Source organism: Pseudomonas sp. CGJS7 (genome assembly GCF_036961695.1).
On sequence record NZ_JBAMDI010000032.1, the window covers coordinates 80,557 to 88,887 of the forward strand.

The window sequence follows — 8,331 nt, forward strand, 5'->3', positions numbered from 1 at the left end:
TCGCGCGAGCACAGCGAGCTAGGCTCGCTTGAACACTGCCGTGAAGGCTGCCAGAGAACCGTCGTAACCAATCACTTGCTGACCTGCAAGGACAGCACCCTGAGAGGCCGATCGTGATCAAGTCGTCATTCGTTGGTAACCGAAGCTCGGCACCTGCGGCGAGCTGGCTAATTAACATTTAGCCAGAGCCTGATCTTTGACCGGATGACGCAACGCATAGCCGCTGATGCGACTACTTCGTCTGAATGCCGTTCGCGACGGCCGGATGCTCGAGCCATTCCAAGTCGGCCCCCCACATGCCAGTGCGCGCAAGCAGCGCATCCCTCGCCTGCACCCGACAGTCGTCGGCAATTGATCCGACCTTGAACAGCCGATGCACTTGCAGCTCCATCTCCACGTCGCCCAGTTGCCGTGCTCGCCTGTGAAGCTTCGTCGCGATCGCGATTGCATGCGGCAACTTGCCTTGTTCACGTGCAGCGAAGGCCTCGATAAGGTCGAGGCGGCTGATCATTGACCACGCATCGTCTGGAACCAACTTGCGCGCTTCCGCAGCGTGAGTTCGGCTGTCCGTCCAATTCCTGCGGGTCGCGGCAATTTCCGCTTGACCGACACGTACCATTGCGATCAGCGTGTCATACCCGCTTGTGCGAATCTCCGACAGCAACTGCGTATGGATTTGCTCCGCCCTTTGTATCTTGCCTAGACGAATGGCCAAGTCGGCCGCCTGAATTCGGTGCTTCCACTCCTTAAGGTTATGGGCGTCAGCCGACTCGAATAGTGCGCCCGCACGCACGCGGTCGCCGGCTAGCCATTCGGCGCGGCTCTCGCCGAGCAGCGCGACGGATGGCGAGTTGCGATAACTCACATGCGCGCAGCGACCGAAGCTCCTACGCGAGTCCGATAACTTCCCGATAGAAATGAGAATGTTCCCACGAGTGCATTGCAAACTGGCCAGCAGCCCAGAATCCTCTTGTTGCGTCGAAGAAAGTTGCGAATTTTCCACGTCATCGAGCGCTTCAATAGCGCGTGCATACTCGCCTAGGGTAGTCGCCAGGAGTGCCACGGACTCCGCATATCTATGGCGCATGCCCGTTCGCAGATCGCCCCTGCGCAAACTCTTGGCGCGAGATTTCGCATCGTCGAATCGTGCCGACAGAACATCCTCTTCAAACAGAAGCGCCGATATCTGCCTTGCCGAGTTTATATCGCCGGACTCGCGCGCAATGGCGTAGGCCTGCTCATACCGCGACCGGGACGATAAGGCTGAATTGTCACCAGTAGGCCGTCCAGCAGCTGCGACAAGGGCAATAACTTCCAGTCGCCGGTATCCACCTGCGCGCGCGCGCGCTAGTAGCGCCTTCATGGTGGGGTCGAACTCGTCGCCCGTTAGTCCGCTCACTTTGGCCAGAAAACGGGCATACAACGCTTTTGTCGAGTTGCCGGCCTGGTCGTAGAGCGTCGCCGCCTGCTCATATGCAGCGGGCACTCCCCTTTGGGGGTACTGCATATGGTCGGCCAACGCCAGCGACAACAGTGCGTCCGCCCGCTCCAAGGTCCAGTTCGACCCGAGCGTGCCTATGAATTTTTCCGATGCGGCAGCCACAGCACGCATGCGCTCGGGATCCCCAAGCAATCTATAAGCGTCGGCGCGCCACTGGTCCCGGGTGATCCTGGTGCTCGCAGATTCAGATCCAGTAGGCATGCTGCCCAGTACAGACAATGCTTGCCTGGGCTGTCCGGCGGCGAGCAGAAGGCGCGCGTGTTCCAGCTGATAGGCAGACTTTTCCGGATGCTTCGCGGCCATGGTCGAGTACGCGGCTAGCGCATCCTTCTCGGCAAGTTGATCCGCGGCAAGACGCTGCGCCCGCAACTGTTCGGCGACTCCCAATGGAACAGGCGTCAATAGCTTTGACGCCATCTCGATCTGTTCCTTTGCCGCTGTTGCGTTATAGAGATTGATCTGCGCGCTTGCCAGCTGCAGGCGCATAAGGCCGAAACGAGGCGCCAGGTCCACGACATTCTTGCCGATCTCAGCTACTGCAATGAAATCTTTCCGACGATGGGCATCGGCTGCCAGTTGATACCGCCTGGCCGCATCCGCACTCACTTCCAACGTCGGCCAAGGATTCTCGTGCTGAGGCATCAGCCTGGCGACAAGTTGCCGTGACAAGGAGTCCACAAGCTTCGCCACGTCGACCTGAGCGCCCTGCGCCTCGAAACGCTCTTCCTTGCCGTCTCTCAACAGGCGCGCATGAACAGTAATTTTATTCGCATCGTTTGGTGCCGACGACGACGACACGAAGACGATATCTACGGATCTAGTGCCTGCTAGAGCCGCCAAGTCGGCTTCAGTCAATAGATTCACTTCCGGCAGGCTATCCAACTTCCAGCACAGCCATTGCTCAAGCAAAGTAGCCGCCCACTGCGGCGACCCCCCTGCCCCCTGAATCGCCACTACCGCCACGGTACGCTTCGAGTCGCTCGCCGCCAACCGCCATGGCCGTACAATCAACGCGGCCGTCACGCAAGCGATCAGCATCACGGCTGCGATCGCCAGGACGCGGTGTTTGCGCCGCTTAGGCAAGTCCTCGATGGCAAGAGATCCGGCTTTTAGCTCCGAGTGACCCGGTGTCGGGGAAACATCCGCGACCTGATACGCAACGGCCGCCTCTATTTCGTTCGAGATCGCGTCGCTATTGGATGCATCGGCAGCAATAGTTCGCCCACTTATGGGTGCGGCGTTGCCCGCCTCGGACTGGATACTGACTACGCCCGGACGCGATCCCGACATTGGCGGCTGATCGAACCACCACAGCGGCCCCGGCGGTTCGAATACATAGCCCCCCTTGGCTACGGTACGTATCCAAAGCTTGCGTTTCTCGCCCAATGCCTTTCGCAGCAAGGACACGTTTTGGGAGAGATTGGTATCTTCAACGATCGTACCCGCCCAGAGCCGATTGAACAGTTCGTTTCGGGTATGAAGTTTGTGAGGTTCGGCCAGGAACAGTATTAGCAGATCGAAGATTCGCTGAGGCAATTCGATATTCCTGTCGGCATCGATCACTCGGCGAAATCGCAGATCGACGATCAAGTCGTCCATCTGCAGGTACACGGTTTCCACGGGCCAGGGTGTCATCATCGTACTCACCTATGCTCAGGCGCCGTATCGAGCCTGACTCGATCAAAGCGCCATCTATCTGGACAATCGTCAGCTCACAGAAACCCTGAATTTCGTGAACAATCATGCGCCTGCAGTTTTTCTTGTACAAGCATTCGCCGCCCTCTCCCTCAGGATCCGTTAGCTCCGGACACAGCCATCCCCAGGCGTACAAGCCCGCGATCTCTACACCGGAAATTCTTGCAAGCCCGACACGCGGTCGTAGGAAGCCGATCATTCCCGTTCGCGCCGATCATTTCGGAGTTACGAACATGAGGGATCGTGTACACGAATGAGCTTCTGCTCGAACGGTCTGAGGACCCGCCCCGGGGTACGCACCATGTCGAACCTGTCTACAACCATCGCCTGCCAGTTCAGAGCAGACGGTGAAAGCGCTTGGATCGGCCGGAGCGGCCGGCAGCCGAACGGACACTCGCAGGCGATCTCATCGCTGCACCATTCGCGAATTCATACCTGAGGTTCGCTTTGCGCTCTTAACGCCCAATCCACTCATCCGGGAAAACAGTTCAAAATGGATTCTGCTCGAGATCGGTGCGTGGCGACTCATCGAGTTGATTCGGGAAGGCCGAGACGAGACGCTGACTAGTATCGAATGTGTTCTTGGCTGGCCGCCTTCGCTCCAACGAAGAATGAGTGCAGACACCTTTGAATGCCATTTAATGCAAGCAAGTCCAGTCATGCACAGCGGCGCCGCGAGAAACTTGCTAAGCGCCTGACCAGAGAGCGCCCATTGCGCCACTTGATGTTAACTATCCTCCAGCGTCCATGCTGCCGAACTAGAACTACCGTTTCGGTCCAGCTCTCGTCTCGATTCTTCAGTTGAACTGAGACGAGGGAAACTTCGCCCAGAATCGCAGCCTTCGCAGACTCTAGCGAATCGGCAGGGGTAGCGCCTTTTGTGAATATGTCGTAGGCCAAAGTGTCAGACTTGATGTCTGCAGGGGCAGCGCCCCAGCAAGATTTCTCGAACGCATCCATCGCCTTGAGTGCGGCGAACAACTCGTCGCCAAGCTGCACATGCGCCAGTGCCGGCACTCGTTCGAAACGCTCGGGTTTTTCGCGGACTAGGATCTGGCTGTAGAAAGCTTTCACTACATCCTCCGGGCCGGTCACATAGGCGCACGTACTCGCGGCAGAAAAGAGCAGCGCAGTCGTGATCCAAAGCCTCGTGCGAAAAGCCCGCTTCCCCAAGTTTCGTGTTAGCCGATCAGTAGAGGTTGCGATTCGCATGTACTTGACCATTTGGTGTCGATAGACGCCGCGTTCGATCTTGGCTGGCATCATCTACGGCGGCAGATTTTTATGGATGAGCTTGGCATCGTTGCCCGCATAAACCCTCGCAGCTTGACAGGAGGTACCCACCGAGCTGATCGGCTATTGGGACCTGTTGATGTGGGATCTCGTCGCGTCATTGAGTCGCGAACAATAGCGATAATGCTGAGAGATGCCTTGGGCTCTTGATCGATGACGATGTTGTATAGACTGCCATCGGGGTCCAGGTGAGCGCGCCCTGGAGCAACCACGCCGATTTCAGCCTTGTTCCGCGTGGCGCATGTTTTTTTTGCTTTGGCAGGCGCAGGTAAAGATAAGCATAGAAGAACTGAGGCGGCGACGATGATGGTTCTCACTCATGACAGTTCTGGTGACCGAGTGGCCAGCAGCGCATGGCGATTTCGCGCTCGAATTCATCGTTGGCCACGACGCCAGTTCCTGCATGGCCGCGCTTGCGTCGCCATCGATTGTTAGATCGATATCGTTCGACACGCTCGCGCAGGCGCATCGCCATTGTGCTATCCAATCCGATGGCGCGTTCAACCGAAATCCAGTGTTCATCTTCAACCCAGCGCAGAAAGCGCACATAGATCGCCCGCCAGGAGCCGAATGAACTGGGAATGCTCGTCCACGGCGCGTTGTTTGCAACCACCCATAAGACTGCTTCGATGAATGCGCGGTAGTTGCCGGTGCTATTGAGAATGCGAATTCTGTAATGCCTGGGAAGATGAGCGGCGATAACGTTCCATTGCTCGTCTGCAAGTTGGAATGGACGTGGTTCGTCCGTGGTTATAGCCATGATCAATGCTCCTGATGTTGCGGTTTCGCCCGCCCGAGGCATCTCGGGCGGGCGTTGAGGTCGAAATGGCGCTGTCGTCGCAGACTGATAGATGCACTGATCAATCCGTTCTGCCACGACAGGCGCGTCGATAGGCTAAGTTCCGTACCGGATCAGTCGCCGAACACGCCGCTCACACCGACGTAAGCGCCGACGCCATCGCGGTTGCTCGATGCACCGCCTTCCAGGCTCCAACGTCCATCGTCGGAGGTGCGGCGCAAGCTGACGCCGAACGCGGCCTCGCTCTTGTACGCGCCGAAACCGGCGTAGTACGTCGTGCGGCCCGCCACATAGGGCGCGGGCTTGATCGCGATCGCGGTGGCGATGCCCGAGTGCATGTCGCGCTCCACCCGGCGCACATCGCCGCTGAGCTTCCACACATCGTTGCGCGCCGCGGTCACCTGGCCATCGGTGTAGCTGTTGGCCTGGACCACCGCGTCGGCGACGCCGGATTGCAACTGACCAACATTGACCGCGTCGGTCGGTGCGGTACCTGCTGCGACGTTGTGCAGTGTGGTCTGACCCGTGCCGTTCGGATTGAAGGTCAAGCTGTTGGTGTTGGCGCTGCCGTCGGGGTTCTTGTCGTACTGCGTTCCCCCATTGGTATAGCCCTTCAACTGAGCGACGTTGACCGCGTCGGTGTCGGCGGTTCCCACGGCGACGTTGGTCACTCGGCGTTGGTTGCCCGCGTTGCCGACCGACACCGTGTTGGCCTGATCCGCCACCGAGCCGTTGCCCAGCGCGACCGCGTTGTTGGCCGAAGCGTTGGCACCGTTGCCGAGCGCGGTGCTGCCGGTGCCCGAGGCCGATGCGCCAGCGCCGCCCGCGGCTGCGTTGGTGCCGGTCGCGGTCGGCGCGGCGGTGTTGTCCTGACTGACCTGGAACAAACCCGCCGAACCGTTCTTGACGCTGTTGACGTCGCCTTCGACCGTGGTGATGCGGTTGTCGTACTGGGCGACGTTGCCGGCGACCTGATTGACGCGCACATCGGTGTAGCTGTTGGCCTGGGTCACCGCCTGATCGACCGCCTGATTCACACCGGTCTGCAACTGCGCCACGTTGACCGCATCGTCGCCGGCCGAACCGGCGGCGACACCGCCGATGGTGCGACCGCCGACCTGCACTTGGCCGGTCGAGCTGCTGCTGCCGACGAAGGCCGCGTTGTAACCGCTCTGCGCACCGACCGTGGTCGCCGAACCGGAACCGATCGCCACCGAGTTGGCGTGACCGGCGACCGAATCGCGGCCCAGCGCCACGGCGTTCTCGGCCGAGGCGGTGGCGTTGTAGCCCACCGCGCTGGAACCCACGCCCTGGGCGTGCGCATCGGCTTCGGCCAGACCGGTTTCGTTGCTGCGCGCATAACGCAGGCCGCGACCGTTCTGAGCGACATAGGCCGCGTCGTTCTGGCCGGCGACGGCGTACAACTGCGCGCCGTTGACCGCATCGGTGGACGTGGCCGAGACCGCGCCCTGGGCCAGATTGGTCAGCTTGCTGCCGCCGGTGACGCCGCCATCGGTGCTGGCCGGGCCGGCCAAGGTCGCCTTGCTGAAGTCGACTTCGCCCGGATCGATCTGGCCGTTGCCGTTGCTGTCGGTCCAGTCGTACTTCACCGAACGCTGTTCGGCCTGGGTGGCGCTGGTCGAGACGGCCTTGAGCTGAGCGACGTTGACCGCATCGGTGTCGTCCGCGCCGGCGGCGACGCCGGTGACGCGGCGGTTGCCGACGTTGACCTCGCCGGTGGCGGTGCCGCCGACCAGGTACGCCGCGTTGCCGAGCGTGCTGCCGTTGGCGACCGAACCCGCACCCAAAGCAACGCTGCCGGCATGGCTGGCCTGCGCATTGCGGCCGATGGCGACCGCATCCGCCGCCGAGCTAACCGCGTTGTAACCGACCGCGGTGGAACCGGCGACCTGCGCGTGCGCATCGTCCTGAGCCAGGCCGGTGTCGTTGGTGCGGGCATAACGGGTACCGCTGCCGTTCTGCTGCACGTACACCGGATCGGTCGGGCCGACCTGGTTCTGCAGGTTGGTGATGGCGCCTTCGTTGTTGGTGACGCGGTTGTCGAGGTTGGTGATATCGCCCTCGGCCGTGGTCAGACGGGTATCCAGACCGGCGACGTTCTGGTTGGTCTGGAACAACTGCGAACCGTTGACCGCATCGGTACTCGCCGCGCTCAGGTCGGCCGCGGTCACGCCGGTGATCTTGCCGGCGCCGCCGTCGTTGACCGTCACGTTGCCGAACTTCGGCGACTCGGCCAGTTGCACGTTGATCGCGCCGGTGGTCGGATCGGTCACCGTCTTCAGGTTAGCGCCCGAATACGTACCGGCCGTGGCCGCATCGCCGCGGATCGAAAGCGTCTGGCCCAGGTCGCGGTGCACATCGCCGGCGGCATTGTCGTTGCCGGTGAAGTTCATGCCCAGGGTCGTGGAACCGCCGGAGACCGCATCGAGCTGGCTCTTGTTGACCGCATCGGTAGCCGCGACGCCAGCGGCGACGTTGCTCACGATTTGGTTGCCGGCATTGATGCCGGCCGAGGTCACGCTCGGACCACCGGTGATGGTCAGACCGGTGTTGTCCAGACGTGTATTGCCCGCAACCACGCTGTTGACGGTGATGTCGTCGGCCAGATCGAAGTTGACGTTATCATCCGCACCGGTCTTGCTGACGATGATGTTGCCGTCGGTGTTCTTGAAGTCCACCGCCTCGCCCGGCGCCACGTTGGTGCTGTTGGCGCCTTGCGCGGTGATGTTGAAGCCGGCGTTGGCGGTCGAACCGACCGCATCGAGCTGGCTCTTGTTGACCGCATCGGTAGCGGCGACGCCGGCGGCGACATTGCTGACGACTTGGTTGCCCGCGTTGATGCCGGCCGAAGTGACACTCGGGCCGCCGGTGATGGTCAGACCGGTGTTGTCGAGACGGGTATTGCCAGCAACGACGCTGTTGACGGTGATGTCGTCGGCCAGATCGAAGTTGACGTTGTCGTCCGCACCGGTCTTGCTGACGACGATGTTGCCGTCGCCGTTCTTGAAGTCCACCGCTTCGC

At 60.9% G+C, this 8,331-nt stretch carries 4 protein-coding genes; all 4 read right to left on the bottom strand.

Annotation, left to right across the window (positions count from 1 at the left end):
- Window positions 1–232: 232 nt before the first annotated feature.
- A complete protein-coding gene (locus V7787_RS20180; protein WP_336089315.1) occupies window positions 233–3,139 on the bottom strand; it encodes a winged helix-turn-helix domain-containing protein in 2,907 nt (968 codons plus the stop codon).
- Between the two features lie 714 nt (window positions 3,140–3,853).
- Window positions 3,854–4,270: a hypothetical protein gene (locus tag V7787_RS20185; RefSeq protein WP_336089316.1), complete on the bottom strand. Its 417-nt coding sequence runs from the start codon at window positions 4,268–4,270 to the stop codon at window positions 3,854–3,856.
- Between the two features lie 532 nt (window positions 4,271–4,802).
- On the bottom strand, window positions 4,803–5,249 hold the full coding sequence (locus tag V7787_RS20190) for a transposase (RefSeq protein ID WP_336089317.1): 447 nt from the start codon (window positions 5,247–5,249) through the stop codon (window positions 4,803–4,805).
- Between the two features lie 152 nt (window positions 5,250–5,401).
- A partial coding sequence (locus tag V7787_RS20195) for a YadA-like family protein (RefSeq protein WP_336089319.1) occupies window positions 5,402–8,331 on the bottom strand: 2,930 nt, incomplete at its 5' end.